At 57.5% G+C, this 26,806-nt stretch carries 27 protein-coding genes and 1 pseudogene; 10 read left to right on the plus strand and 18 right to left on the minus strand.

The genetic code is table 11. From position 1 onward, the window contains the following. Positions 1-86: 86 nt before the first annotated feature. From H7R73_RS12175 to H7R73_RS12250, 16 genes and pseudogenes are all read right to left on the minus strand, one after another. On the minus strand, positions 87-1,736 hold the full coding sequence (locus H7R73_RS12175; protein WP_103260149.1) for a GGDEF domain-containing protein: 1,650 nt from the start codon (positions 1,734-1,736) through the stop codon (positions 87-89). Further along, entirely contained in the window at positions 1,733-2,212 is a 480-nt protein-coding gene (locus H7R73_RS12180) for a hypothetical protein (protein WP_042017169.1), read from the minus strand. Before H7R73_RS12180 ends, H7R73_RS12175 begins: the two co-directional genes overlap by 4 nt. A gap of 85 nt (positions 2,213-2,297) precedes the next feature. Further along, positions 2,298-3,071 carry a Sir2 family NAD+-dependent deacetylase gene (gene cobB, locus H7R73_RS12185; protein WP_010674794.1) on the minus strand — a complete coding sequence of 258 codons (774 nt, stop codon included), beginning with the start codon at positions 3,069-3,071 and terminating at the stop codon, positions 2,298-2,300. Between the two features lie 72 nt (positions 3,072-3,143). Beyond that, positions 3,144-3,758: a GNAT family N-acetyltransferase gene (locus H7R73_RS12190; protein WP_103260150.1), complete on the minus strand. Its 615-nt coding sequence runs from the start codon at positions 3,756-3,758 to the stop codon at positions 3,144-3,146. After that, positions 3,759-5,009, minus strand: coding sequence for a response regulator (locus H7R73_RS12195; RefSeq protein ID WP_103260151.1), 1,251 nt, complete (start codon positions 5,007-5,009; stop codon positions 3,759-3,761). A 1-nt stretch (position 5,010) separates the two neighbouring features. Beyond that, on the minus strand, positions 5,011-8,934 hold the full coding sequence (locus H7R73_RS12200) for an ATP-binding protein (RefSeq protein WP_103260152.1): 3,924 nt from the start codon (positions 8,932-8,934) through the stop codon (positions 5,011-5,013). Positions 8,935-8,988: 54 nt separating this feature from the next. Beyond that, positions 8,989-9,285: an integration host factor subunit alpha gene (ihfA, locus tag H7R73_RS12205; RefSeq protein ID WP_005300715.1), complete on the minus strand. Its 297-nt coding sequence runs from the start codon at positions 9,283-9,285 to the stop codon at positions 8,989-8,991. A gap of 3 nt (positions 9,286-9,288) precedes the next feature. Continuing rightward, a complete protein-coding gene (gene pheT, locus H7R73_RS12210) occupies positions 9,289-11,676 on the minus strand; it encodes a phenylalanine--tRNA ligase subunit beta (protein ID WP_103260153.1) in 2,388 nt (795 codons plus the stop codon). A 12-nt stretch (positions 11,677-11,688) separates the two neighbouring features. Beyond that, entirely contained in the window at positions 11,689-12,672 is a 984-nt protein-coding gene (gene pheS, locus H7R73_RS12215) for a phenylalanine--tRNA ligase subunit alpha (RefSeq protein ID WP_043155490.1), read from the minus strand. Positions 12,673-13,070: 398 nt separating this feature from the next. Then, positions 13,071-14,057, minus strand: a complete 987-nt coding sequence (locus tag H7R73_RS12220; RefSeq protein WP_103260154.1) for a phage integrase — start codon at positions 14,055-14,057, stop codon at positions 13,071-13,073. 339 nt (positions 14,058-14,396) lie between these two features. Continuing rightward, positions 14,397-14,768 (minus strand): ASCH domain-containing protein, encoded by a 372-nt coding sequence (locus H7R73_RS12225; RefSeq protein ID WP_103260156.1) that lies wholly within the window; start codon positions 14,766-14,768, stop codon positions 14,397-14,399. After that, a complete protein-coding gene (locus tag H7R73_RS12230; RefSeq protein WP_182951139.1) occupies positions 14,746-15,798 on the minus strand; it encodes an N-acetyltransferase in 1,053 nt (350 codons plus the stop codon). Before H7R73_RS12230 ends, H7R73_RS12225 begins: the two co-directional genes overlap by 23 nt. Before the next feature lie 14 nt (positions 15,799-15,812). Next, complete coding sequence (locus H7R73_RS12235; RefSeq protein ID WP_182951141.1) at positions 15,813-16,565, minus strand: RNA helicase; 753 nt, start codon at positions 16,563-16,565, stop codon at positions 15,813-15,815. 10 nt (positions 16,566-16,575) lie between these two features. Further along, positions 16,576-17,850 carry an IS4-like element ISApu2 family transposase gene (locus tag H7R73_RS12240; RefSeq protein WP_011191341.1) on the minus strand — a complete coding sequence of 425 codons (1,275 nt, stop codon included), beginning with the start codon at positions 17,848-17,850 and terminating at the stop codon, positions 16,576-16,578. A 101-nt stretch (positions 17,851-17,951) separates the two neighbouring features. Continuing rightward, positions 17,952-18,584 (minus strand): annotated as a pseudogene (locus H7R73_RS12245) (IS4-like element ISApu2 family transposase); the annotation flags it as partial. Between the two features lie 225 nt (positions 18,585-18,809). Next, positions 18,810-19,505 carry a LexA family protein gene (locus H7R73_RS12250; protein WP_103260158.1) on the minus strand — a complete coding sequence of 232 codons (696 nt, stop codon included), beginning with the start codon at positions 19,503-19,505 and terminating at the stop codon, positions 18,810-18,812. A gap of 122 nt (positions 19,506-19,627) precedes the next feature. Here H7R73_RS12250 and H7R73_RS12255 point away from each other — a divergent pair, with 122 nt between their 5' ends. From H7R73_RS12255 to H7R73_RS12300, 9 genes are all read left to right on the plus strand, one after another. Beyond that, the gene (locus H7R73_RS12255; RefSeq protein ID WP_048207733.1) at positions 19,628-19,825 is read left to right on the plus strand and encodes a Cro/CI family transcriptional regulator; all 198 of its coding nucleotides are present in this window, start codon (positions 19,628-19,630) and stop codon (positions 19,823-19,825) included. A 21-nt stretch (positions 19,826-19,846) separates the two neighbouring features. Continuing rightward, positions 19,847-20,116 (plus strand): DNA-binding protein, encoded by a 270-nt coding sequence (locus tag H7R73_RS12260; protein ID WP_103260159.1) that lies wholly within the window; start codon positions 19,847-19,849, stop codon positions 20,114-20,116. A 37-nt stretch (positions 20,117-20,153) separates the two neighbouring features. Beyond that, positions 20,154-20,663 (plus strand): phage regulatory CII family protein, encoded by a 510-nt coding sequence (locus H7R73_RS12265; RefSeq protein ID WP_060389451.1) that lies wholly within the window; start codon positions 20,154-20,156, stop codon positions 20,661-20,663. A 13-nt stretch (positions 20,664-20,676) separates the two neighbouring features. Continuing rightward, entirely contained in the window at positions 20,677-21,129 is a 453-nt protein-coding gene (locus H7R73_RS12270) for a hypothetical protein (RefSeq protein WP_048207735.1), read from the plus strand. 65 nt (positions 21,130-21,194) lie between these two features. After that, positions 21,195-21,383, plus strand: coding sequence for a hypothetical protein (locus H7R73_RS12275; RefSeq protein WP_048207736.1), 189 nt, complete (start codon positions 21,195-21,197; stop codon positions 21,381-21,383). 2 nt (positions 21,384-21,385) lie between these two features. Further along, positions 21,386-21,646, plus strand: coding sequence for a helix-turn-helix domain-containing protein (locus H7R73_RS12280; protein ID WP_048207737.1), 261 nt, complete (start codon positions 21,386-21,388; stop codon positions 21,644-21,646). Positions 21,647-21,830: 184 nt separating this feature from the next. Continuing rightward, entirely contained in the window at positions 21,831-22,286 is a 456-nt protein-coding gene (locus tag H7R73_RS24560) for a hypothetical protein (protein ID WP_371175569.1), read from the plus strand. Continuing rightward, positions 22,283-22,540: a hypothetical protein gene (locus tag H7R73_RS12295; RefSeq protein ID WP_103260161.1), complete on the plus strand. Its 258-nt coding sequence runs from the start codon at positions 22,283-22,285 to the stop codon at positions 22,538-22,540. Before H7R73_RS24560 ends, H7R73_RS12295 begins: the two co-directional genes overlap by 4 nt. Then, the gene (locus H7R73_RS12300; RefSeq protein WP_103260162.1) at positions 22,537-24,804 is read left to right on the plus strand and encodes a replication endonuclease; all 2,268 of its coding nucleotides are present in this window, start codon (positions 22,537-22,539) and stop codon (positions 24,802-24,804) included. The genes H7R73_RS12295 and H7R73_RS12300 overlap by 4 nt, the downstream gene beginning before the upstream one ends. A gap of 101 nt (positions 24,805-24,905) precedes the next feature. On the opposite strand, the gene H7R73_RS12305 is transcribed toward H7R73_RS12300, so the two are convergent. Then, positions 24,906-25,064 carry a hypothetical protein gene (locus H7R73_RS12305; protein WP_182951764.1) on the minus strand — a complete coding sequence of 53 codons (159 nt, stop codon included), beginning with the start codon at positions 25,062-25,064 and terminating at the stop codon, positions 24,906-24,908. A 98-nt stretch (positions 25,065-25,162) separates the two neighbouring features. Here H7R73_RS12305 and H7R73_RS12310 point away from each other — a divergent pair, with 98 nt between their 5' ends. Beyond that, positions 25,163-26,437, plus strand: a complete 1,275-nt coding sequence (locus H7R73_RS12310) for an IS4-like element ISApu2 family transposase (protein WP_011191341.1) — start codon at positions 25,163-25,165, stop codon at positions 26,435-26,437. On the opposite strand, the gene H7R73_RS24185 is transcribed toward H7R73_RS12310, so the two are convergent. Continuing rightward, positions 26,434-26,763, minus strand: a complete 330-nt coding sequence (locus H7R73_RS24185) for a hypothetical protein (protein WP_232092683.1) — start codon at positions 26,761-26,763, stop codon at positions 26,434-26,436. The two genes, H7R73_RS12310 and H7R73_RS24185, sit on opposite strands and share 4 nt — an antisense overlap. Between the last annotated feature and the right edge of the window lie 43 nt (positions 26,764-26,806).

Genomic DNA, 26,806 nt, shown 5'->3' on the forward strand with positions numbered 1-26,806 from the left:
CCAGCAAGCAGCAGAAGGGCGGCCATGAGCCGCCCTTCTGTGTATTGTCTCCTTGGCATCGGCCCCGAGACTGCATAAGCCACCACTCAACTCAGCTTGAGATCATCCTCTTGCTGCGCCTCTCCCCGGGGAGCCAGGCGCAGCAGCCCCAGCGCCGTTGCCAACGGCTGGAGCAGCACCTCGTACCCGGAGGGTGCTGGCAGCCAGTAGCGAATTGGCCAGCCCGCCTGCAGCAGTTCGGGGGCGCTGCTGCCAAGCTCGCTCAGCGCCAGCATGCAACCACACTCGCGCACCTTCTCAAGCAGGGTGGCATCCTGTATCAGCGCAGGCAATGCCAGGATCAGCCTCCCCTGTGGCAAGGGGGGCAGGCTCGCCAGCAGAGGGGCCAGCTGGGCAGGCTGATGAAGCCTTACCAGCAAGGTGCCACTGCATGGCTCTTCTGCCAGCCATCGCGCCATCATGGGCCCAAGGACACCACGCTCCTGCATCCAGCCCACGTCACAGGGCTGCTGGCTCACCCGCCAGCGCAGGCTGACCGCCGTCACCGGCACGCCCTGCTCGTCTCTCATCGGCTCGCAGAGGGTCTCCAGGGGGGAAGGGGCGGCCCCCGCCAGCCATTCCCGCAGTTGGTGCAGCTGCCGCTGGGCCATGTGGAGGTCAGCCTTCATCGCACTCTGATACCACACCAGGGTGGTCCCCTCACGCTTGGCCTCGTTCAATGCCAATATGGCCTGCTCCAATAGCTCATCGGCATCCTCACCACCCTCGCGCCTGGCCACTCCGAAGCGACACGCCAGATCAAAGCTGCTTTCCCGGGTCACGAACTCAAACTGCAACAGGCTCACCATGGCGGCCATGCGGGCATCGAGATCTCCCTCTTCGTCGTCCAGCACCACGGCGAACTCATCGCCCCCCAACCGGTACGCACGGCCGGGGCATGCCTGACGCAACCGGGCCGCAACGGCCTGCAGCAGGCGATCACCAACCTGGTATCCGAGCAGATCATTGACCTGCTTGAACCGCTTCAGATCCAGCACCGCCAGCGCCTGGACCCGATCTTGCAGCAGGGATTGCCTGAGCTGCCCCTGCAAGGCCCGACGATTGCCAAGCCGGGTCATGGGATCGAGCAGGGAGAGGCGACGATTCTGCAGATTGGTTCGAATGAGGGCAAAGACCAGCACACAGCCCATCACCAGCAGGATCAACTGCCAGATCTGGATCCAGAACAGGCTCTGGCGCAACTGGTTGAGGGAGGCTTCCCGCTCCTGGCCGGAAAGGATCTGATCCCCAATCTGCTCCACCTGATGGGTCAAGCCGGTCAGCCGGACGAGGGCAAGATCGAGGGCTTTCCCCCTCTTCAGCTCCCCGGACTGCATCTGGGGATCCAGCCCCTTGAGTTCGTCAAAGAGCCGTTCAAGCACCTCCCCCAACCCATGCCTCGCCCGCGCATCGGCGGTCTCGGTACTGATCAGGAACACATCCAGCCGGTTCCACAGCAGATCGTAATCCAGGCTCAGGGCCGCCATGTCGAGCGCCCCGGCACGGTAGAGGCGCACATCATAGAGAAATCGCTGGGACTCCTGCATTACCTGGCTGATGTTCCAGTGGGTGTTGCGGTAGAACATGTCAACGAGCTGCTCGTGCCGACTCTGCAGCAGCAGCCCCCAGAGGGACGAGAAGAGAAACAGCAGGGAAATGGCTGCAAGCAGCAGGTTATCTCGCTGTCGCCGCGTCACGGGACAACCTCGATGCGGATCACCTGCCAGACCATGTTGTTGTGGATGGCGGACACATCCATGTCGGGATGGGCCGAGAGGGGGACCAGCAGCCAGAGCGGCCCTTTATTGCGACGGGTGAGCGGTTTGTCATCCTGGTAACGCACCAGGGTCAGCGGCACCTTGGCAAACAGGGAGAGATCAACCCGCTGCTGGTAGCCATTGAGTGCGGCGACATCGATGGCGCTGGCACTATCCACCTGCTGCGCCGCCAGCACGCTCTTCAGGGTCGGGCCACGATAGCGGTGAGTGCCGAGGGTCCAGGGCGTCGCCGTCTCGAACTCCACTTGTGGCAAGGCGGCCAACGCCGCCTCATCCAGGGTGATTTCCCGCTTATCCGGCAGGATCAGTTGCAATAGCGAAGAGGAGGAAGCCTGGGTACCGAACGAGAAAAGCACCAGCAGGAGAGAGGCCATCCCGCGCATTGGAAAGTTCATGACATGTTGTGCCAGCTGCATCTTGAAGTTAGGTGTCAGTGTGGCGATTTCAGTGGGTCAATGCAACTGTGTGAAAAATCAATAATTATGGGCCGCGCATCTCCATCCAGTTATGGCCCTCGACGGAGAGAGGCTGATGCACACCGCAACTTTGCAGGAGTTCATCCACAAAAGCGGGCACCAGCAAGGAAGCCGGACCATAACGTTTTTCATCGAACTGGCTGCCCACTTCGCTCGGCTCCAGATTCAGCTCCACCGTATGGGCACCGTTCAGGCCGGCCTCATGGACGAATCCGGCGGCAGGGTAGACCGCCCCGGAGGTCCCGATGGAGATGAAGAGATCGCACTGGGCCAGGGCCGAGTAAATGCGGTCAAGCCCGAGGGGCATCTCCCCGAACCAGACCACATGGGGGCGCAGCGGGTGGGGAAACTGGCAGCAGGAACACAGCTCTTCCTGATGGAGATCCCCGCGCCACTCGATCACCTGACCCGAGCCCGGGCAGCGGGCCTTGAGCAACTCGCCGTGCATGTGGATGAGGTTCTTGCTGCCGGCACTCTCGTGCAGGTTGTCGATGTTCTGGGTGACCAGGGTGACGCGCCCCGGCAGCAGGCGCTCCAGACGGGCCAATGCATAGTGGGCCGGATTGGGGTGGATCTCGGCGCGCTGCAACTGATGGCGCCGCGCATTGTAGAAACGTTGTACCAGTTCGGGATCCCGCGCATAGCCTTCAGGGGTGGCCACGTCCTCCACTCTGTGCTCTTCCCACAGGCCATCACAGGCCCGGAAGGTCTTGATACCGGATTCGGCCGAGATGCCGGCACCGGTGAGGATCACGATATGTTTGGCTGACTGCACCATGGTTGTTCTCCTCCAACGGGTAACAGGCTGACCTTAGCACAGGAGCAAGAAGCGGCCCATTCGCCCTTGGTCTTAGGCCGATGGGAGCACAAAGCTCGCCATGGGCGCGAGATCCAGCCTGGCAAAGACCATCTCCCGTCCCGTCACCAGGGTAAGCGGCAACCCGAGCCCCTTGAGCAGAGCCAGCATGGGGCGATTCTGGCCGAGCACTTCCGCCGTCCACTCCCGGATCCCCTCCCCGTATGCCAGTTGCGCAAGCGCCAGCAGAATGCGACGCCCGGCGCCGCGATGCTGAAAATGATCCGCGACGATGCAGGAGAACTCGGCCCTGTCCGGGTGCAGGCGCCGGCGAACGGACTGGGCCATGGCAAGCGGCGCCCCCTGCTCGTCGGTCAGCAGCAATCCTATCTGGGGTTCTCTGGGGTAGTCGAGAAAGAAGGCGAGCTGCTCGGCCGTCGCAGGCTGCTTGGCCCGCATGAAGCGCAAATAGACGCTCTGCTCGCTCAGGGCGTCATAAGCCGCGCTTATTCGCTTCGGGTCGCTGCCCGCCAGCTCCTGCAAGCGGCAAGTCAACCCCCCCACCACCATCGTCATCGGCAGGGCGGCCCGTGAGGCGGGAGCCGTCCAACCCGACATTCCCTGCCACAAGCGCGGCTCATCGAGCGGCCAGCAAAGATAGCGAGCCATTCACCAGCGCCCTGCCACGCCGCGATCCTGCCACTGGGTGGCATCCTGCAGGTTGAAGGGGTCGTCGAGGTAGAGCGCGATGCCAAGCTCCCGGGAGCGCTGGATGAAGCGGGCCAGCAAGGAGTCGGCAGCCATCGCCTCCAGCTCGGGCAGCAGGTGTTGCCCGAGCAGCAGGGATTGCAACGGCAGACGCTCGATGAGATCAAACGGCAGGTGCTGGGCATGATCGAGCAGCAGCGCGAGTCTGGCCCCCGCGAGGCTCGCCTGCAGCACCAGGGCGAAACGGTCCGCCTGGCTCAGCAGGTGATCCCGTCGGTGGATGACCAGGGTCAGCTCGCTTGCTTCTCGCCCATGCTGCTCGAGCCAGAGCTTGAGCGGCTCCCAGTGAGGGGAAAGGCCGCTCAGGCTCAGCCAGATCGGCAGCGTGCAGGAGGCCGCATCTGCCAGCAGCCCAAGCTGTCCTCTCGCCTCTCCCTGCCAGCTAAGCACGGTGCGCTTGAGCCCGCCCAACCTGCGCTGACGCTGGGGGCCAAGATAGAGCATCTTGAGCAGACGCAGCAGATCGTCGCTTTGCAGCGGCTTGGCCAGGGCGGCCAGCACGTTGAAACCCGCATCGTGCAGGAGACGCCGGGCGCCGTCTATCAGGGTCTGATCATGAGCGGAAAGCAGGATGATGGGCAGACCGCTGTGGCGATACTGGAGATGGCTCATCAGCAGGCTGATGGCATCCTGCTCCGCCAGACTGAGATCACAGATAAGCAATCTCACGCCCCCCTCTTCCAGCGCCTTGAGGCACCCTTCTCCATCCTGAACCCAGTGGCAGGGCAACCCCAGTCCCTGGATCTCCTGCTGAATGCAGGCTCCCTGGAAGGGGTGATCTTCGAGCAGCAGGATCTGGCACTGGGCGAGCCAGGCACGCCACCCCTGTTCCCGTGCCTGCAACCCCTCGAGCCAGGGGTCGCTGAGGCGATAGATCCCCGCCCCGGGAGCCAGCAGATGAGGCAGATAGTCGGCCCCCTGATGAGAGGCAGGATCAAACAGGGCGATGGCCCCGGCGGCAAACAGCCCTTCCCATTGCCAACCGGCATCGGGTCGGGTGCGGTGCAGATTGGCATAGGCCGGCAGGCCCGCCCCCTTGACCGCCTGATGGGAGACGGCGTCCAGGGCATAGACGCTGACCGGGTAAAACGTTGGCTCCTGGCTGTCATCAGACTCCAGCAAGGCCATCAACTCTTCATCTGTGATGATCATGTCATGCTCTCTCGCCCAGTTGTCGGCAGACCTCTTCCACGCACTGCCTCAAGGCGGCTGCAAGGGGATGTCCGGGGGCCTCCTGCCAACGGTCGATCACCTCTACCAGGGGGGTAGCCCCCACCATTTTGGCGGCCCCCTTCATCTTGTGTAAAGCCGTATTGAGGGCCTTCTCGTCCCCTTGTGTGACACACCGCTCAATGTCGGCCAGATCCTGGTGAACCGATGCCAGATAGATGTCTACGAGGGCCGGGCTGAGGGACACGGGCAGGGAAAGGGCTGCCGTTGGCTGCGGTGCCTTCCCCCCGTCATGGGGGCCAAAGACGGTACGAAGCAGTACGGCCAGATCCCTGAGCAAGACGGGTTTGTCCAGATGGCCCTGACAGCCGCATTCCGCCAGTCGCTGCGCCGCCTGCTCGCTGAGATCGGCGGTGATGACGTAGACGGGCAGATGCTGCCAGCGTTCATCGGCGTGCAATTGCCTGCAGAGCTCGGCGCCGTCCATCACCGGCATCTGCAGGTCCGTCAGCACCAGATCCACCGACTCCGATTGCAGGATCTCCAGTGCCAGACGGCCATTGGCCGCACTCAATACCCGGGCACCCAGCTGCCCCAGTTGCATGCTGATCAGCATTCTGTTCACTTCGTGATCTTCCACCAGCAGCACCCGCCTGCCTGCCCCCGGCAGATCCGTGATCTCCTCGGCGCCACGGACGAGTCTGGGTTGCAGCAGGCTGACCACGGAGCCCGGGATCCAGGGTTCCCCCTGCCAGTACCAGGCGCGCAAGCCCCCATCATCCTGCATGGCCCCAAGGCAAGGTGCAGCCGGGTCCTCGGCCACGCCAAACGCTGCGAGCCAGGCCCGCATATATTCGAGCTCCCCGGGCAACAGTTGCAGGGAGACCGTCTTGACGCGCGGTTGCCAGAGCGCCTTCTCCTGCGCATGCCTGAGGGGCAACGAGCAGAGGAAACGGCTGCCCCCGCGAGCCAGAGGTTCAACCCGGATCTCGCCCCCCATCTGTTCCATCAGCTGGCGGCAGATGGCCAGCCCAAGCCCGGTCCCCTGGGCTCTGGGCTGGCCAGGCTCCTCCCCTTGCTCGAAGGGCTGGAACAACCGGGGCAACAGCTCGGCACTGATCCCGGGCCCCTCGTCATCCACCCCGCACAAAATCCACTCCCCTTGCCGCCGGGCCCAGAGCACCACCTCTCCCTGCTCGCTGAACTTGATGGCGTTGGAGAGCAGGTTGTGCAGCACCTGTTGCACCCGGTGGGGATCGAGTTCCATCAAGGCGGGCAGCGCCGGGTCGAGCGCCAGGCGCAGTTGCAGATGGCGGGATCGCGCCTTGGACCAGTGCACCGCCGCCACATGCTCGCACAGCTCCACCAGATCCGTGGGCTGCACGGAGAGGCGCAACTGGCGCGTCTCGTTGCGGCTGAAGTCGAGCACGTCGTTGAGCAGTCCGAGCAGTTCATTGCCCGCCTGTCTGACATGGGCCAGAACCGAGGCCTGCTCTGCATTGAGTTCGGTCTGCTCGAGCCACTCCAGCAGGCCGAGCATGGCGTTCATGGGGGTGCGGATCTCGTGGCTCACGGCGGCCAGGAAGCGCCCTTTGGCAAGCACGGCCTGCTGGGCCTGCTCGTGGGAAAGTTGCAGGGAATGCTCCTGCTCCACCCTGGCCGTCACATCCTGCACCACCCCGTAGATCCGCCACCCCTCTCCCTGACGGCGCCCCCTGCCGGAAAATTGCAGCCAGCGGGTTCCCTTGGCGGGGTGCTGATAGCGCAGCAGATGGGAGAAAGGTCGCCCGGCTTGCAGCATGGCCAGCATGGGGGCTCGCATCTCGCGCCTGTCCTGATGGGAGATGCGGGTCAGGGTCTCGTTGGGATTGACCCGGATCTGCTGGCTCGCCAGCCCCAACAGCTCGTGACTGCCCCGGCTCACAAACTCCACCCGGGTGATGGCTCCCCCCAGCAGGGTGAATTGCAGCACCACACCGGGCACCGTATTGGTGAGGGCGCGCAGGCGCCGCTCTGCCTGACGCAGCAGGCGGGTACGTTCGCGTAGAGCGCTGATGTCGGAGAGGGCGATAAGATCCCCTGCCGGTGCCTGGGGCCCCAGTCGCAAAGGGATCTGGGCATAGGAGTAGACCTGCTCGTGCAGCGCCAGCTCCCCTTCGGCGCCCTGCAACTGTGGCGCGGGCAGCACCAGATCGGCGGCGTAGCGCGCCTCCATGCGCTTGGCCCGCTTGTTGCGCTTGATCACCTCCCCTTTGTCATTGCGCAAGAACACGGGAACGGGGAGCGCCTGGAAGAGAGACTCCCTGAACTTGCTTTCCAGCGCCAGCGCCTGCTCCACCTTGTGACGCTCGCGGGCCTCCTGGGCCAGTTGCTGGCGGGATCGCCAGACTGACCAGATCACCGCCATGCTGATCAGCAGTGCCAGCAACACGGAGCCAAGCCAGAAACCATAGCTGACCCCCTCCTGCTGGTTGACCACCAGGCGGCGCCAGCGTTGCACCAGCTCGTCCACCTGCCGATCATTGAGGGTCATCAGGCTCTGATCCAGCACCCCTGCCAGGCTGGCCTGTTCTGGCCGGATGGCAAAGCCGAGGCCGAAACGCTCCGGCAATTCGGTGATGGTCAGCTCGCTCAACTGGTTGTTTCGAATGGGATATTGGAGCTGGTACAACTCCGCCAGCATGGCCTGGGCATCCCCATGCCGCACCGCCGCCAATCCCTGCAGCAGGTTGTCGGTCACCTCCCACTCATGCTGGCCGAACCGGGCAAGCAGGCCGGGATCATAGAGCATTCTCGGGACCACCACCTTGCCACTGACGTCCGCGAGGGAGGCTGGCCCCCTCTTGCTGCGACTGACCAGGGCATAGCGGCTGGTCGCCACCATCCTGGTGAAGTCGAACTCCTTGTTCAGGGCGGCGGACTCCATCAGCCCGACCATCATGGCGGCATCGCCACTGCGCAGCAATGCCAGCGCCTCCTCCCGGCTGGCGGCGGGCACCAGCTCGAAGCGCAGTCCCGTCTGCCGACTCACTTCCCGCAAGACATCCGCACTCCAGCCGATGAGCTCTCCCTGCTGGTTGACGCCGCTGTATGGCATGAAACCGGGATCCGCCACCATCTTGATGGTGTGGGCCTTGCCGACCAGCCAGGCCTGCTCCTTGTCGGTAAAATGCAGGGGATTCACATCTTGCTCACCCTGAGGCAGATACTTGCCCAGATCCCGGTAGAGACTGCCCGGCGGCAAATAGCGGATGGCCGTATCCACCAGCTCCAGCAACTCGGGCTGGTTGCGCATCATCAGCCGGTAGCTGATGACCAGATCGTCGCTGCGAAGACGGCGAAGGCGCAGCCCTTCATCCGGGAATTCCCGCATCAGGTAGCGCAGTTGCAGATAATCGCCGAGATAGGCGCTGCCCTTGCCGGCCACCAGGGCACCATACCAGTTCTCGGCATCGGTCAGCAGTTGCTGGGATGAACCAGGATAGAGACGCTTCAGGGTCTCCTGGGCCTGCCAGATGGGTGACACCAGAAACTGCGCATGATCGAGCTCACCCCGATAGAGGATGGCGGACTCCGCTTCCAGCATGGCGCGGCTCAAGACGGTATCGCTCGAGTTCGACCGGGCAGGCCCGACGTGAGGAATGAGATCGCAGCGCCCGTTCAGCAGATCCTGCGTCACTGCTGCCCAGCTCGGCCGCTTCTCGACATGCACCGGTACCGGCAACAGCTCTGCCAGCCGCGTCATGCGATCGATAAGCAGGCCCCCCTCCGCCTCCAGATAGGGAGGACGTTGCAGGGCCGGGTAACAGAAGGTCAGTCCGGTGAGCGAATCGGCATAAGCCTGGGCATCCGGTGACAGCGGGAGTATGGCGGCACGCAGTGGCAAAGCCAGCAGCGCGCCGGACAACAGAAGGATTTTTATCATCGGAATGGAAAAGCCAGGCGATTGCCTGGCTTTTTGTCACTCGTTGGGTTCAACATTTTCTACCCTGGCCTTGAGCTTCTGGCCGGGCCGGAAGGTCACCACGCGACGGGCACTGATGGGAATATCCTCCCCCGTCTTGGGGTTGCGTCCGGGACGCTGGTTCTTCTCGCGAAGATCGAAGTTACCGAAGCCGGAAATCTTGACCTGTTCGCCACGCTCGAGCGCCTGTCTGATCTCCTCAAAGAAGGCTTCCACCATATCTTTGGCTTCACGCTTGCTCATCCCGAGCTGGGTGAACAGGTGCTCTGCAATGTCGGCTTTGGTAAGCGCCATAGATCAATCCCTCAAGGATGCATTCAACTCTTCACCGAGGGCCCGCACGACATTGTCCACGGTCTCGGCGATCTCTTTCTCCTCCAGGGTGCGCTGGGTGTCTTGCAACACCAGGCTGATGGCCAGGCTCTTCTTGTCCTCTGCCATACCAGCGCCCTGGTATACGTCGAACAAGTTTATTCCAACTAACTGATTTCCGCCAACTTTTTTAATTACTGCCAGAACGTCGCCTGCCAGGATCTGTCTGTCAACCACCACGGCGATGTCGCGACGGTTGGCCGGGAACTTGGATACTTCGGCAGCAACCGGCACCTTGGCCGGCGTCAGTTTGTCCAGCTCCAGCTCGAACATGACAGCGCGGCTCTTGAGCCCCAGCTTCTTCTCGAGGCTCGGGTGGATCACGCCGATGTGGCCGATCACGACGCCATTGCGCAGAATGGCTGCGCTCTGGCCCGGATGCAGGGCACTGTGCTCGGTGCGCTCGAAGGTGAAGGTAGCCCCTTCTGCAGTCAGATCCAGTACCGCTTCCAGGTCACCCTTCAGATCGAAGAAGTCGACGGGACGGGCCTTGACATCCCAGTGCTCGTCCCCCTGGTTGCCGGTGATGATGCCGGCCAGCATGGGCTCCTGACGGATGCCGTTCTCGGCATTCTCGTCCTTGATGAAACGCAGGCCCTGCTCGAACAGGCGCACGCGCGGCTGCTGACGGTTCTGGTTGTAGACCACCGCCTGCACCAGACCCGGGAACAGAGAGACGCGCATGGCGGACATCTCGACGGAGATCGGGTTCGGCAGCACGATGGCATCGCTCTGCGGGAACAGGGTCTGCTGAGCCTTGGGATCAACGAAGCTGTAGGTGATCGCTTCCTGGAAACCGCGGTCAACCAGCAGGTCGCGCACGCGCTTCAAGGTTACCTGCCCTTCTGCCTGCTCTACCATCGCGAGGGATGCGGCGGGTTTGAGGTTCGGGATGTTGTTGTAGCCGTAGATACGGGCCACTTCCTCGATGAGGTCTTCCTCGATGGCGATGTCGAAACGCCAGGAGGGAGCCAGCGCGGTCCAGCCGTCAGCATCCACGGTTACCTGCATGCCCAGACGAGTCAGAATTTCGACCACCTGCGCATCCGCCACGCTGATGCCGATCACCTTGTCGAGCTTGGTGCGGCGCAGCTTGATGGGGGCGGCCTTCGGCAGATGGGCATCGGATTTGACTTCGATGACCGGACCCGCTTCACCGCCGCAGATATCTAGCAGCAGACGGGTGGCACGATCCATCACCTTGGCCTGCAGCTCGGGATCCACCCCGCGCTCGAAGCGGTGGGAGGAGTCGGTGTGCAGACCGTAGGCACGGGCACGGCCGGTGATGGAGAGCGGCGCGAAGAAGGCGCACTCCAGCAGGATGTCGGTGGTGGTCTCGGAGACACCGGTGCGATCGCCGCCGAAGATGCCGGCCATGCAGGCAGGACCTTTGGCGTCGGCAATCACGAGCGTGGTCTCTTTGAGCTTCACCTCGTTGCCATCGAGCAGGGTCATCGGCTCGTCGGCCTTGGCGCGGCGCACCACCAGTTCCCCTTCAAGCGTCGCCAGGTCGAAGGCGTGCATCGGCTGGCCGTATTCCAGCAGCAGGTAGTTGGTGATGTCGACGATGGCGTCGATGGAACGGATGCCGCCACGGCGCAGCTTCTCCTGCATCCAGAGCGGGCTCTGGGCGTGCAGGTTCAGCCCCTTGATGACACGACCGAGATAACGGGGGCAATCCGCCGGCGCTTCAACCCGGATCGGGAAGGTGGCATCACAGGTGGCAGCAGCCGGCGCCCAGGTCGGCTCGACCACGTCCACGCTGTTGAGCACGCCGATTTCACGGGCCAGACCCGCGATGCCGAGGCAGTCGGCACGGTTCGGGGTCAGATCCACGTCGATGCTGACGTCGTTGAGCGCGAGGTATTCACGGATATCGGCCCCGATGGGGGCATCCAGCGGCAGCTCGATGATGCCATCGGCCTCGACGTCGATGCCCAGCTCGCTGAAGGAGCAGAGCATGCCGTGGGACGGCTGGCCGCGCAGCTTGGCTTTCTTGATGGTGAAATCACCCGGCAGGGTCGCCCCGACCTTGGCCACGCACACTTTGAGGCCAGCGCGGCAGTTCGGCGCACCGCAGACGATGTCCAGCAGCTCGGCCTCGCCCACGTTGACCTTGGTCACCCGCAGCTTGTCCGCGTCCGGGTGCTGGGCGCACTCGACCACTTCACCCACGACCACATTGTTGAACTGGCCGGCCACCGCTTCCACGGCGTCCACTTCCAGACCGGCCATGGTGATCTGCTCGACCAGTGCATTGTCACTCAACTCGGTGCGGACCCACTCCATCACCCAGGATTTACTGAATTTCATGTTCTCTCGCCCTTACTTGAACTGCTTGAGGAAGCGCAGGTCGTTTTCGAAGAAGGCACGCAGGTCGTTGACCCCGTAACGCAGCATGGTCAGGCGCTCAACGCCCATGCCGAAGGCAAAACCGGAGTATTTTTCCGGATCGATGCCGACCGAACGCAGCACGTTCGGGTGCACCATGCCGCAGCCCAGCACTTCCAGCCACTTGCCGTTCTTGCCCATCACGTCCACTTCGGCGCTCGGCTCGGTGAACGGGAAATAGGAAGGACGGAAGCGAATCGTCAAGTCTTCCTCGAAGTAGTTGCGCAGGAAGTCGTGCAGGATGCCTTTCAGCTCGGTGAAGCTGGCATGCTCGTCAACCAGCAGGCCTTCGACCTGGTGGAACATCGGGGTGTGGGTCATGTCGTAGTCGTTACGATAGACGCGGCCCGGCGCGATGATGCGGATCGGCGGCTGCTGATGTTCCATGGTGCGGATCTGCACACCGGAGGTGTGGGTACGCAGCATCAGATCAGGATTGAAGTAGAAGGTGTCGTGATCGGTACGCGCCGGGTGGTGAGCCGGGATATTCAGCGCATCGAAGTTGTGGAAGCCATCTTCAATCTCGGGACCACGGGCAACCTTGAAGCCCATCTCGCCAAACAGGCGCTCGATGCGCTCGATGGTACGGGTCACCGGGTGCAGACCGCCATTCTCGATGCGGCGGCCCGGCAAGCTGACGTCGATGGTCTCGGCGGCCAGCTTCTGGTTCAGCACGGCGATTTCGAGGGCTTCACGACGCGCGTTCAGGGCATCCTGAACCTGCTGTTTGGCCTGGTTGATCACGGCGCCCGCGGCGGGACGCTCTTCAGCGGACAGGGCGCCCAGGCCCTTCATCTGCTCGGTAAAAAAGCCCTTTTTACCCAGATATTTGACCCGGATTTCGTCGAGGGCGGCGATGTCGCTTACGCCCTCAATTTCGGCCTTGGCCTGGCCGACTACTTCTTCAAGCTGTTGCATGTCTTCCTCGTCACCACTCCCGGAACAGGAGCCTTTAGGCTAAATAAGGTCAAGAGGGGAATAATACAAAAAAAGCCCCTTGGCTGACCATAGTTATGACGGGCTTTTCTCCCTGCAAATCATTTTGTTATATGGAGAAAGCCACAAGCCAGATGCAACAGGATTGAGACAAGCATCGTTTGCTCTAGTTTGTTGGCATATGGAAGGATAAAGCATTCATGAACGTGGCATACTGCCTGCCAACGCTCAAAAATGAGCAACAAAAAAGGAGGCCTGAGCCCCCTTTCCATGTCTAATGAAAACAACAACATAGATAAATATCAATGGGTTACGAGCGACCACAGGGTACATCAAAAGCCCCGTGGCGACCCTGTTTGGGGCAATTTGTGGACACTTCATCATGCGGCAGGGAGCGGATTTTCCAGCGGGTTGAAGCGCACCGCATCGCTCAGATAGTCCGGTGCGAAGTGGGCATAGGTCATCGTCTGCTGGATATTGTGGTGGCCCAGAATTTTTTGCAGCGCGAGGATGTTGCCTCCGGACATCATGAAGTGTGATGCAAAAGTGTGCCTGAAGACATGCACCGCCTGCCCTGCTGGCAGATCCGGCGCCACGGTCTTGAGCACGTCACGCACCAGCAGATAGTCGAGGTCACGAAACAGCGGGCCCCTGTTCACCCCGTTCGTAATCTCCTGGCACAACTCGGCCGAGATCGGCACGGTGCGGTTTTTGCCATTCTTGGTGTTGATGTAGGTCACCCGGCTGGCCAGCACATCTTCACGGCGCAGATTGGCTGCTTCACTCCAACGCGCTCCCGTGGCCAGGCAGAGTTTGACCACTTTCAGGTTATCCCCAGATAGCACAGCCAGCACGTCGCCGATCTCTTCCTGGGTCAGGTAGCCCATCGACCGCTCAACCAGTTTGACCTTCTTCATCTCTTTGAGCGGGTGCTCATGATGGTAATGGCCGAGATCGGTGAGCACCGAGAACACCCCGCCCAGCATCTCCTGTTCGCGGTTCACCGTCTTGGGTTGGCGGCCAGCTTGCAGACGCTGCGCCCGATACTCGGAGAACAGTGCCCGGGTCACCTGTCTTGCCAACGGGTGGCACAACGCGGCATCGATATTGTGGAGTTTCTTGCGCACCGCCTCCCCTGCTTTCAGGGTCTGGCCATGGTAGCGCCACCAGAGTTCGATCAGCTCGGAGAGCGGCCTGTTGTCTGCCTGGCGATCCACCCACTCTTTGTTGTGCTCGGTGGCGATCACCCAACGCTCGAACTGCTGGGCCTCGGACTTGGTCTTGAAGCGCTTGCGGATCCGCTTGCCTTCCCTCCCCTGCGGGCGGATATCGACCAGGTACCCCTCGGGCGTGGACTTGATGCTCATCGCCCCTCCTTATATAGGAAGGCGCTTTCCCATCCCCGCGACGTGCACATCCACATAGCTCCCAACCACTGAACTCTCACAGTCATAACTCCCTCATCAAAATACTGTTATTTTATACAGTATAGAGTGATGGTTAGTAGTGTTTACCTGAGACAACTGCATACATGTGGGGACTAGAGGAGATTGGTACTGTTATTGAGGTAAGGGTTGGGCACTTTAGATGAAACTTACAAGACAATCTCTCTAGGTCGATCAAGTCAGTGGCAGTGATTATAAAGGGAACTTGGATTAGTGGATCACCGAAAAACAGAGGCCGCGATAACGCGGCCTCTTGGTTCATCACAGATAACGATATGATTGTGGTGGCGTAGAGCCGATTCCAAGCTCAACAAGAGGCATCGGCTGTTCATAACGACGAACATTGCCAATTCCAATTGCAACTGCCCGTTGACGGTTGTCGTAGTAGCTGTCAAAGAATTTTTTATCAATTCCTGCATAGGAGTGAGTTTTCTCCCATACAATTTCGGGAAGATCAGCAATGAGCTCTGACACGTCAAACTCACCGACTACACGGCCTACTGGCATAGTTGAGTAAATCACGACAGATTTTATCCCATCGCGTTTAAATAGATTCTTACGAAACTCAAACTTCTTCGTTCCATCAAAAATCTTTTCAACATATTCAGGCTTAATTGATAACAAGACCTTCATCTACTTCACCTAACTGAACAATTCGAGCGAACTGGGTGTCACTCAATGACATGAACCCCCAATAGTCACTTTCATTTAGACCAACATCTTCTATTAGAGTAGCACGATTAGGCCTTTTATTAAAAGCTATATTATATGTGAATTTGATAATAAATGGATACCTTTGTGTTTTATAAAATGAAATCAATTCATCTTGAGTAAAAATAGAAAATTTTGAACAATAATAAATGAACTCTTCTAATGAAGAAAATTCTCTAATACTCTTAACCTCCTCAATAACACAAACTGAAGTAGCTACAGCTCTAAACCTAGCTGGCCCCATATTATCAGAGGTTCGATATATCACCATCACATCACCACGATGCATATTCATTACACCACGCATGGCACATAAATATACCTTGTGAATACTATTTGCATGAGAAACATCTTCAACTATGCTGGCATTTTCATTTTTTAGTATGGAGTCTGGGAAAAGACGTGTATGGAATTCAGGATAAATACCCAACATGTATTTTTGCTTATCTGTAGCGATGACCAACGGATAATCTTTTATTACATCGCCAGTAATATTATGCAAATTTCGCACAAATACACACTCGGTGCCATTCGCAGTCTCTTTCATTCCATGCAACTGAAAACCGTACGCTTTAAACATGCCGATTAAGCTCTCGTGCTCAGCGAATACAGTTACATAGATATCATCAACGCTTTCCCTTATCGCAAAATCAAATGCTTTCTTTAGGAAACGTTGTCCTCGCAAGGTACCTCTTGCATTAAACTTGAAGGTACCAATCTTGAGATGACGGCCGAGAGGAAGTGGGGGGGAAACATCCTCAACCGAATTCTCAATCTTTAAATACATAAACCCGTCGATGCCCTTGTCACCATAGAGAACATATGCGAATTCATTGTTATCAGCTTTTTTATTTAACCAATCGCTAAACTCTGCATATTTCATTTTGAGAGAATCAAAAAACACATCATTATGATCAAAGTTAGCAAAACTGATATATTTTAAATTATCCACATTTACCCCCCAAATTATAAATATGCTAGAGTCTCATTTTTAAAAGCATGTGTTAGTATTTTATCATCTATTGGATAATGCATTCTTAGGTTAGCGACGATATCGCTATTCAAAAAACTGGTTAAATTTCCGATTTCACCTGATGTTTGAATAAATTCATTTGCAGCTGCAGCCGCTAACTTACTTAAATCTATTACATCCTCTGATAAAACATTACCTGTCCCGGAGAACCTTTTATTCAGATTACTAATATCTCCCCTGATATCAGCCAAACTTTGAATTATAAACTCATAGGGGTCGACTTCCCTCGTTTCAATCCTAGCTATTTCCGTGATGGCAAAATGTTTCAAGAAAGTTGTATATTCTGGTCTACCCGATGCTTCAATAGTTCCGAGCACCTTGTGTCTAAGTTTTTCTTTAAATGTAACGATTGAGTTATAATGCAAATCTCTAGGATATTCCAAATGCTCGATAACTGCGATATCAAAAGAAAATGTTGTCGTGCTATCTTTTATAATTACAACTGGTTTATCAAATGCTAATCGCATCCCCAACTCGAACATTACATTAGGATTTTTCGCGCTAACGTCGCAGATAACGATATCAGAATCGAATAGATTTTGTACTATCCTGCTTTGAATTACACCACTATCATTCGAGTCACTGACCAATTTTATTTCAAAATTTAGCCCCGACAATGACTCTTTTATAATATCTCTAATGTTATCCCAGTGCTTTTCAGTGTATGTATCTATAGCCGAGATCATGTACAGAACCTTAAGCGGCAAGCGAATTAATAATACCGTCTAACGTGTTGTTTTGCTTGGATTTTCTCTGCCTACTCTTTTTGCCGTTTTTGGATAAATACACCATTGCCCACTCCAACTTCTCTGTTATTTCCTGCCACGCACCATGGATGATGCTCGCCAATATCGGCATTAACCAAAGCGCGCTGTTTTTGGCAATCTTCAGCATCGATAACTCCGCGCTGCCAATCAGCGTCAGCGCCAGCCGACGTTTGACCAGCAAGGCCAGCAAACTAGCCCAGATCAAGCCTTCCGCTATCGCTTTTTGTCGTGTCGCGAACGCCTTCAACCGGTTATGTGATTTCAGCTCTTTGAACAACAGTTCGATCTGCCAACGGCAACGATACAATGCCATCACCTTCTCGGCTGGCCATCGCTCACGCGGAAGATTGGTCATCCATATACAGAACCGTTTTTCCTCTGCAAACCAACGTCTTATGAGTCGATATTTATACTTTCCCGAACTCACATCCAGATCCAGAACCTCGGCTCTGCAGCTTCTCCGATCGATATCCTTGAGCTTTTTTCCGAGTAACTTGGGCATTTCCCTGCCGTCCTGTCGGTAAGCTGCCTGTACTTTGGGATTGAGATTTTGACTCCCTCTGACCAGATAGCTTCCTTTGGCTTTGGTCACATCAGCAAAGTACTCGCGGCTGATGTAACCGGCATCCGCCAATAACAGTTTGTTATTTAACGAATTTGCGGCCGGAAGATGCTTGCGCTCCGATTCGGTATCCGCCGTGATACTCATCGATATCGGCGACTGGTCCAGCAAGGACATGGTCATATGACACTCTACCGCAGCGGGGCTGTGCTTATTGAATCGGCCCGGGAAATGTTCTGCCAATTGCGGATGTAACGCGAATGACGACCCGTCCTGCAGCAGTACCTGCTCAAAGCCTGCCAGTCCGTGGGCGTCCGGTAGACACTCCTTGAGGCGTAAGGCGATGGCTCGTTCAACCAGTGCGCGCATGAACAAGGGAAAACCCTGCTTGCGTAACTGGTTGTGAAAGGGTTTATACGCTATTTGGTCAGTATCATGGAGCTGCAACGCATTGAAATGGCGATGCAAACCAGCAATACCATCCACCTTGTCGCAACCAAGCCCTGAGAGCAGAGCCGGGAGTAGTCTCGCAGGCTGGATATCCCGGAGTCGCTGACAAAAACCGGTAAATTTACCGATCCGGTTGAGTTCAGAAGAGCTAAGAAGTTGCTTGAGGTACTGGGTTGCATTGATAATAGTCATGGCTTCGGGCGTGTCGGTTTTTTTTTGCGATTAAATCAGATCACAAACGAAGCCTTTTTCTATCTATTTCAATTGGTTGTAGCTAAAGATCCTGTACATGAGCTTCCTTTGGCTTTGGTCACATCAGCAAAGTACTCGCGGCTGATGTAACCGGCATCCGCCAATAACAGTTTGTTATTTAACGAATTTGCGGCCGGAAGATGCTTGCGCTCCGATTCGGTATCCGCCGTGATACTCATCGATATCGGCGACTGGTCCAGCAAGGACATGGTCATATGACACTCTACCGCAGCGGGGCTGTGCTTATTGAATCGGCCCGGGAAATGTTCTGCCAATTGCGGATGTAACGCGAATGACGACCCGTCCTGCAGCAGTACCTGCTCAAAGCCTGCCAGTCCGTGGGCGTCCGGTAGACACTCCTTGAGGCGTAAGGCGATGGCTCGTTCAACCAGTGCGCGCATGAACAAGGGAAAACCCTGCTTGCGTAACTGGTTGTGAAAGGGTTTATACGCTATTTGGTCAGTATCATGGAGCTGCAACGCATTGAAATGGCGATGCAAACCAGCAATACCATCCACCTTGTCGCAACCAAGCCCTGAGAGCAGAGCCGGGAGTAGTCTCGCAGGCTGGATATCCCGGAGTCGCTGACAAAAACCGGTAAATTTACCGATCCGGTTGAGTTCAGAAGAGCTAAGAAGTTGCTTGAGGTACTGGGTTGCATTGATAATAGTCATGGCTTCGGGCGTGTCGGTTTTTTTTTGCGATTAAATCAGATCACAAACGAAGCCTTTTTTCTATCTATTTCAATTGGTTGTAGCTAAAGATCCTGTACATGTAGCCGAGATAGGCATAACCAATCCACACTTAACTATCTCGCCAGCCTCGGATGGTGTCCACTCATTTATTCCCTCTGACACGTTATTCCCTCATCGTTCAGCATTAAAAAATAACAGGACGCATTAGCGCCCTGTTTGTCTTTTTCTATATGATCTATGTTCTACCATCACGCCGATGATCTGGATGTGCTGCCGGTCGGAGTGCATGGTGGGAAAATCGTCATTGAGGGGGACCAGTTCAAACACCTCTTGCCCGCTCTCGTCGATGCCGCGGGGCCGGTACTTCTTGAAGGTGGCTTCTTCGCTGCCGTTCCTGGCCACGACGAAATCCCCTGGTTGGGGCGCTTCGTCGGGGTCAACGATGATGAGGTCGCCTTCTTTAAAGAAGGGTTCCATCGACTGGCCACGCAACCAGAGGCCAAAACCACAAGGGCCGACATCCACCCCCGCCGTCACATACTCGACGTTGCCATCGAAGGCCGTGGCCTGTTCACACATCTCGTGCCAGTGGCCGGCTTGAACATAGCTCAGCACAGGCACGCGCGTACCTTGCGGGATCACGGCCGGTTCGACGTTGTGATATCCGGCGACTTGCTGCTCTCCTGATGACGCAGGAGCATCCCCCTCCCCCGTCAAGAGCCAGTCAACAGTGACCCCCAACGCAGCAGCTAACTCATTGAGATAGCGACCATTAGGCGTGTTCTCTCCCCGCTCCCATTGACTGATGGAAACGCGTGATACACCGACTCGTGAGCCGAGAATTTCTTGGCTATATCCGAGTCTCTTCCGTGTCTGTTTGATGCGTTCATTTATTTTCATGTAAGCAATCTTACAAGTTGCTTTCGTAGGATTTCTTGTCTTTTTTGTAAGTTTTTCCTTGCAATCATGATTCACCTAGCTTTACATTTGCTTTCGAAAGTAAACCTTACAAGGTGATGAAAATGAAGAAACAAGATGCAATTGACCACTTTGGTGGGGCTGCAAAATTGGCCCAAGCGCTGGGCTGTAAGCCACAAGCCATTTCTCAATGGCGTGACCATGTTCCACAAGGCCGTGCCTACCAGATCGAGGTGCTGACCGGCGGCAAATTGAAAGCCGGCGCGCACAGCACCCCGCAACAACCCACCCCCTGTGTTTGAACCCCCTGAGAAGGATTCACCATGGTTACTCGAATCAAACCCATCCGTATCCCCAGCGATGTGAGCCAGTTGCCGCTTGATTACCCCTTTGGCAATCGCGTCAGCGAAAGCCTGGAGGAGTACGCCAAGCGTCAGGGCTTAACGATTGGGGCCGTTAAAAAGCGCGCCGACCGCGGCCAGTTGCCCATCTTGCAAGACGGCCCGGGCGCACCTCGCGAGGTCAACCTTTACGCCCTGTTCCTGCAGGCCCGTTATCAGGCCGAGCGCTACGTCACCATGACGCTCGCGTGAATCTGCCAACACCATAACGGGTCAAGGAGACGCTCGCATGTTTACCGAATACGCCAGCAAACATCCGCACTGGATCAGCGCCTGCCAACGCTTTGCCGCCAGTCACAACATGGCCGAGATAGCCCAGCGGGCTGGCATGAATCCGCAGCTCCTGCGCAACAAGTTAAACCCCGATCAGCCCCATGAACTGACAGTGGCCGAGCTGATTGCCATCACCCAGGCGAGTGAGGGCGATGAAACCCTGTTCGATGGCGCCCTGTTTGGCTGTGGCTTGACGGCCGTTGCCATTCCCCAGGCAGAACGGGCCCCTTCCCTGCCCCATCAGGCCATCGATCTGAACGCCAAGATTGCCAGCATTGGCCAACGCGCGCTGGAGCTGACCGACCGCGGCCGGATCACCCGCTCGGAGCGCAACACCCTGGTGAGCGTGGCCACCTCGGCAATGGGATCGCTCGCCATCTTGATCCACGACATCGAGGCCCGCTTTCAGGCGGTGCCCGCCCTGGCCTGCGCATCAGACATCCTGATGCAGGCCGCGACCATGTGAAGGGGAAACCACCATGCAACGCATTGAACATGAACAACGCAATTTGGCGGGCCTGACGCCCACCGAACAGCTCGCCATGAATACCGCCGGCTGCCTGCTGTTGCGCGAGCTGTTCAGCAAGACACGCTCAAGTCTGGATAACGACTGGCTGGCACTGAGCCAGACCAAGAAAGCGGCCATCTGTGCCATTGCCCGCCAGCCACGGGGCGAACTGATGACCGCCACCCTGTCAGCCCTGCCCCATGCACAGCGTGAGGCGATCAGGCTGGCGGTGATCGCGCTGGAGTATCAGAAAGCCTTTCACGGCGGTTGTGACAGCAAAGTCTGGCATCCGGCACTGAACACCAGATCCATCGGGGATATCGAGAGGGAGAAGAAAGAGAGAGCGGCAAAGCTTCGCTTGAAGCGCGCCGTGCTGGCGGCAAGCCAGATGACCGGGCAAGGCCCGCGCCCTATCGGGCAGTAAAAAGCCCGCATAACGGAGCGGCAACTCCAAGCGGGCCTTTATCAACAACGTATGAGGAAGTCGACATGGCAACTTTAGCGATCCCCTGCGCCCTGCGCAACCTTCGCATCCAGCAACGCAAGCTGACGGGCCGCTATGGCACCCGTCTTAGCCAACACCCTGACGGGATTGCGCTTATGGAACGCACCACCGCACTGGCTTGGGCTTCTCTGTTCAGCCGCATCAATCCCTGCACTCTTTCACAAGGAGCCTGACCATGCACACCCAACCAACCCAGATCAACCTGCTCAACCACCATGCGGCCAAGCGCCTGCGCCAGTTGCGGGAACAGTTGAAGCTAAGCCGCCCCAAGTTTGCCGATCAGCTCGGTATTCCAGCCACCACGCTCAAGAACTATGAGCTGGGATACCGCGAGATCGGCGGCGGTCTGTTCCTGCTGATCGCCAATCACCCGGATCTGAAACACCACTGCGATTGGCTGCTGACTGGCATCGCCACGCCGGAGGTGCAGGCATGAGCCGGATCTTTCATCCCATATCGGAAAAGGAGGCACTGGCCCGGGCTGCAGAGCTGCCCCTTAACCTCGCCAGATTAACCCGTGTGCGTTTGCGCGGGTCGGAAGGGCGCAACCTGCGTGCCCAGGGCAAAACCAGCCAAGGCTGGCACCAGCTCTTTGTCACCTTGAACCGGAGGGCCTGCCCATGAGCGACGCCATCAAGATTGCCCGTCAGGCCCCCAAGCTCGTCGAAGGGCTGCTGGCCGACATGTTCGCAGCCAATGCCGAAGATAACCGCATCGCCCTGGGCGGGATTTACTCCGGCCAGCAATACATCCAGCTCCAACTGGTCGCCACCTGCAATCCGGCCGCCCTGCTGGATGACGACAGCGGTGAGGACGATGACGAAGAGGGGCCAGCCATGGCCCCGACTCATGGCCCGCTGGTCACTCACTGGCTGGCAGCCCGCGCCGAGTTTATCGCCGCCGGTGGTGAAGCCCGGGGGGATAGAGACATCGCCCGGGAGCTGCTGGCACTCGGGGCCGTGCGATCCGTCTATTGGCTGGCGCTGGGTCAGGGTGAAACCGCCCTGGCCCGGGAGATTGGCGAGTGGTGGCGCGAGTGCGCCCCGCTGCACGGACAAGGTGAGGTGATCCAGTGACCCATCAGCTGCAGCAGGAGCTGGCCAGCCTGATGCACCGCTGGCAAGAGACCTATCGGGAAGACGCAGCGCGGCTGCGTCTTTATCAACGGGAGCTGGCCAATGCGCGCCAGCTGCCTGCCCGACCCCGGGCCAGTATTACGCTACTGCTGCGCCAGTGTGCGGCAGCCCGCCGCATGAAAGCCCATGCGCAGCAGCGCATCCAAGGCTGCCAATCCCGCATCAGCTTGTTATCTGGTACCGCCATCCAATGAGTCGAACAACCACCCGGCTGCCGCTGTCGAAAAGGACACTGCGGCAGCGCATCGATACCCTTTCCAATGCTCTGCCCGGCGTCAATCTTGACGCCGCTTTCGTTGGCGTCCCCGGCCAATCTGATCTGGCGTGGGCCGTGCAAGTTCTCGATGGCCTCTCCCCCCAGCTCAGCCAGACCCTGTTCAAGCAATACGTGCGACGCCGCAAAGATGGCAGCACCCGCCATGCCCGCAATGGCAACATCTGGCTTCGTGAGCGGACCAAGCTGGTGCGCGGCCTTATCCAGGCCCTGCCAGTGGACCCGCAGGCCCTGCGCGATGAAGAGAGCCGCAAGCGGGTGGCGCATCAGTTCGCCAACCAGACGGCCGCCATCTGGCATAACATCGAGCAGGGCATCAAAGCCGGCGATGAGCCGGATCTGCTACTGACCTGGGAAGCCATCCGCCAGCCTGCCGACCAGTGGGGCTTTATAGGGGAGTTGCCCGAATTCAAAACCGAGGAGGTGCGTGATAACTGGATCCTGAGCGTGATGGTGCGCCTGCTCTCTGCCAAGTGGTGGGAAAAACGCATCAACCGCACCTGGGACAGACTGCAGGAGCACATCAACATCGTGCTCGGCAAGGTGCGCAAGGGGGTATCGGCTTATGTGTCGAATGCCACCATGAAGGTGGTGCGCGAGCGCAAGCGCGCCATGATGCGCTGGCTGGCCGAGTCGGAGGTGATGAACGAACAGCATGACCTGGTGATCTCGATGAAGGATTGCTGGGAGGCCAGCAACGCCAACCCGGTCAACCGCCGCAACGAGATGATGGTGCGGATGCGCGGCTTTGAAGATTACGCCGAAGAGCAAGGGCATGTGGGGGTCTTCTTCACCTGGACGGCACCTTCCCGCTTTCATGCCTGGACACAGAAACACGACGGCAAGACCGTAGAGAACAAACGCTATGAAGGGGCAACGCCGCGAGAAACCTGCGCTTATCTGGCCAAGCTATGGAGCCTGACTCGGGCCGCTCTCAAGCGAGCAGATACCCCCGTCTACGGCTTTCGGGTGTGCGAGCCACATCACGATGGCACCCCGCACTGGCACATGCTGCTCTTTATGCGCCCTGCCAACAAATGGCGAGTGATCAGCACCCTGCAACGCTATGCCCTCACCGATGATCATCAAGAGCTGGTGCGCGATATCCAGGGGCGCCCGCCCTTCACCGACATCACTCCCCGCTTTGACTGGAAAGAGATAGACCCGGCCAAGGGAGATGCCACCGGCTACATCGCCGCCTATATTGCCAAGAACATTGACGGTGAGCATGTGGATGGTGATCAGGAGTCTGACACCCCAGCTGATCAAGGCGCCAAGCATGCATGTGCCTGGGCCAGTTGGTGGGGGATCCGCACCTTTCAGCAGATCGGCGGAGCCCCTGTCGGTGTATGGCGAGAGCTGCGCCGCATCAGCAACGCCAAGAAGTATGGCGATCTGGTGGGGCCGCCCAAACCGGTGTTGCAAGACCCGCGCTTTGAGGCCGCCCGCTTTGCCGCGGATAACGGGATTTTCCGCTGCTATCTGCAGGCCATGGGTGGCGCCCTGGCGACCCGGGCCGAACACCCCATCAAGTTGGCCCACCTCATCGAGGAGCAGGCCAACGCTTACGGCGAAGACATCAAGCGCTTGATGGGCCTGCACACCGCCCGCCTGGGTGTACGCACCCATTTGACCGGGTGGGAAGTAGTGCCCGCCGGTACCTTCGAGGCCACCAAGGCCGCCGAGGGTTCGGCTTGGGGTATTGGGGTTAAGTCGGGCGACAGCCCGGCTCCTTGGAGCTCTGACAATAACTGTACGCGGCCAGATCCTTATACCTTCGCAGACCAGATCATGAGGGAACAATGGGGATTATCGCACTTCTCCATCGACCGATTACGGGCTGGCGCCAGTGTCAGGTCTGACGGTTTCACCCTCTGGCTGGAGAACGGCCAGGTGCAGTCGTGCAGATCGCTCCCGAGCGAGCAGGATTGGGAGCTCGATGGCCAGCCGCCCGCGGAACAGAGCCAGCTGGATGAATACGCGGTACCGGAAGGAGATCAGGACTGGCCGATGCTGGTTGAGTTCTGCGGCAAGGTCTACCAAGCACAAGGCCACGCCGGGGCCCACCGCTGGATCGAGATGCTGCCAGAGCCCTATCAGTCGGAGATGTGGACAGAACTGGAGAAGCTGGATGCGCCACTATGGATGGAGGAACAGGACGATTGCAGCGAGGAGTGGGTATGAACAGCAAGCAGACCGTCAGCTGCGAAGAGTACTGCCGCCTAGATAATCGGATGGCCTGTATCCTCCATTTCGTACAGGGCTGGTATTGGTGCAATGCGAGGTCAGGAATCCGCAGACTGGACGGCACACTTGTCAATCTGAAGTGGTGACATACCATCATGGCGTTTTAGCCATTCATGGTAACCATCCATACTATCGCCTCCAATATTGATCGCGTACTCAATGCCGAAGATTGCCACTACAAAATAGTACTCGCTCATGTACAGGATCTTTAGCTACAACCAATTGAAATAGATAGAAAAAAGGCTTCGTTTGTGATCTGATTTAATCGCAAAAAAAAACCGACACGCCCGAAGCCATGACTATTATCAATGCAACCCAGTACCTCAAGCAACTTCTTAGCTCTTCTGAACTCAACCGGATCGGTAAATTTACCGGTTTTTGTCAGCGACTCCGGGATATCCAGCCTGCGAGACTACTCCCGGCTCTGCTCTCAGGGCTTGGTTGCGACAAGGTGGATGGTATTGCTGGTTTGCATCGCCATTTCAATGCGTTGCAGCTCCATGATACTGACCAAATAGCGTATAAACCCTTTCACAACCAGTTACGCAAGCAGGGTTTTCCCTTGTTCATGCGCGCACTGGTTGAACGAGCCATCGCCTTACGCCTCAAGGAGTGTCTACCGGACGCCCACGGACTGGCAGGCTTTGAGCAGGTACTGCTGCAGGACGGGTCGTCATTCGCGTTACATCCGCAATTGGCAGAACATTTCCCGGGCCGATTCAATAAGCACAGCCCCGCTGCGGTAGAGTGTCATATGACCATGTCCTTGCTGGACCAGTCGCCGATATCGATGAGTATCACGGCGGATACCGAATCGGAGCGCAAGCATCTTCCGGCCGCAAATTCGTTAAATAACAAACTGTTATTGGCGGATGCCGGTTACATCAGCCGCGAGTACTTTGCTGATGTGACCAAAGCCAAAGGAAGCTATCTGGTCAGAGGGAGTCAAAATCTCAATCCCAAAGTACAGGCAGCTTACCGACAGGACGGCAGGGAAATGCCCAAGTTACTCGGAAAAAAGCTCAAGGATATCGATCGGAGAAGCTGCAGAGCCGAGGTTCTGGATCTGGATGTGAGTTCGGGAAAGTATAAATATCGACTCATAAGACGTTGGTTTGCAGAGGAAAAACGGTTCTGTATATGGATGACCAATCTTCCGCGTGAGCGATGGCCAGCCGAGAAGGTGATGGCATTGTATCGTTGCCGTTGGCAGATCGAACTGTTGTTCAAAGAGCTGAAATCACATAACCGGTTGAAGGCGTTCGCGACACGACAAAAAGCGATAGCGGAAGGCTTGATCTGGGCTAGTTTGCTGGCCTTGCTGGTCAAACGTCGGCTGGCGCTGACGCTGATTGGCAGCGCGGAGTTATCGATGCTGAAGATTGCCAAAAACAGCGCGCTTTGGTTAATGCCGATATTGGCGAGCATCATCCATGGTGCGTGGCAGGAAATAACAGAGAAGTTGGAGTGGGCAATGGTGTATTTATCCAAAAACGGCAAAAAGAGTAGGCAGAGAAAATCCAAGCAAAACAACACGTTAGACGGTATTATTAATTCGCTTGCCGCTTAAGGTTCTGTACATGAGTACTCGCTACTGTCAGCTGTGCCCGTAGCCAATATGTCACATTCGTAGATCATTTGTCCCTTTTGTTCATCAGGTACAATAAACACCTTGTCTGCATTGTATATTCGGCGCTTAGAATAGGTCCAGGTCTGGCCAGATCTAGGTGCTCTGGCGAACTTCCGAATTGGATCAAGCCCTTGGTGTTCAATAATGTAATTAATCAAACCATCAACCTTAAGACATTTGTAGGCCAGCATTTCAAGCGCCATCTTTGCCAGCCAACGTGAGACCAGTAACTCATTGGGCGGTTTTCCAGAGATTGGGATCTTCATCTCTCCCTGACACGACGTACTCAGGTACTTTTCGATCTTAGCG

This window comes from Aeromonas sp. WP2-W18-CRE-05 (genome assembly GCF_014168615.1).
GTDB lineage: Bacteria > Pseudomonadota > Gammaproteobacteria > Enterobacterales > Aeromonadaceae > Aeromonas > Aeromonas caviae.